At 44.2% G+C, this 944-nt stretch carries 1 protein-coding gene; it reads right to left on the reverse strand.

Annotated elements, in window-relative coordinates; all coding sequences use genetic code 11:
• A partial coding sequence (locus P5683_RS25325) for a MerR family DNA-binding transcriptional regulator (protein ID WP_315642132.1) occupies window positions 1-88 on the reverse strand: 88 nt, incomplete at its 3' end.
• Window positions 89-944 lie beyond the last annotated feature (856 nt).

A 944-nucleotide genomic window follows, 5' to 3' on the forward strand; every position in this document is an offset into this window, starting at 1 on the left:
TTGAGCCATTTTCGTCCCATCTGCGGAGTGTTCTTTCATGGACTCCAAGGATTTGAGCCGCTTCCTTGGGTTTGACATATCTGGCAATAGGTTTATCCTCAACTCTTCTCGCTTCTTATACCATATTGCCCTAAAATATTAACCTAATTTGAGATTAAATCATGCTCTCCAAGCGTTTTGGTATTGCAACCAAGATTCGGGTATGCCCTACCCTATCTACCTTACAGCAAAAATATTTCTACAGCACTACGCTGACTAATTCATTCGCCGAGTTTTCGGTTACTGCCCTGTTTAAAGAGTTTTCGGTAGCTCTTGCTTGTTTATTTTCTCCTCAAAAGTGCTGCGCTATTTCAGCAGAATTTTCACGATGTGAGCGGTATTGCCACCTGGTTATGGTCGAAAGGGAAGTCACCTTCCCCAACTCCACTTCCAAACCGTGCTTGATAGTTTCCCATCACACGGCTCCTGATGTGGATACCCTATTTGTCAGTAGGAACAAGGTTACTACCCCTTGCTTTCGTACTTCAACTTTCAGAGCTATATGCTTGCGTTAGTCTTTAAACTCGCTTTCGCCATTAAACTCCTACTTATCGCGGTCTCTATATCCACACCGTGATTAGTGGGCATATCCTAACCATTACAGTTAGGCATTAGCTTTCAATCACATCCTTTCCCCTTAAAGGGTTAGGGGTCGAGAGTGAAGTCACCTTCACCCTCTCCCATTCAGAACCGTGCTTGATAGTTTCCCATCACACGGCTCCTGGTGTGGATACCCTATTTGTCAAAGGAGCAGAATCAAGAGACCTGCTTTCTACTTCGATGTTCAGAGCTATATGCACCACGTAGTCTTTAAACTCGTCCTCGCCATTATACTCTTACTGACCGCAGTATCTATAGCACAAGACAGAACACTTAGGACGTATAATGGAGAGGACGAGATGACT

This window comes from Limnospira sp. PMC 1279.21, assembly GCF_032349615.1.
Classification (GTDB): Bacteria; Cyanobacteriota; Cyanobacteriia; order Cyanobacteriales; family Microcoleaceae; genus Limnospira; species Limnospira fusiformis.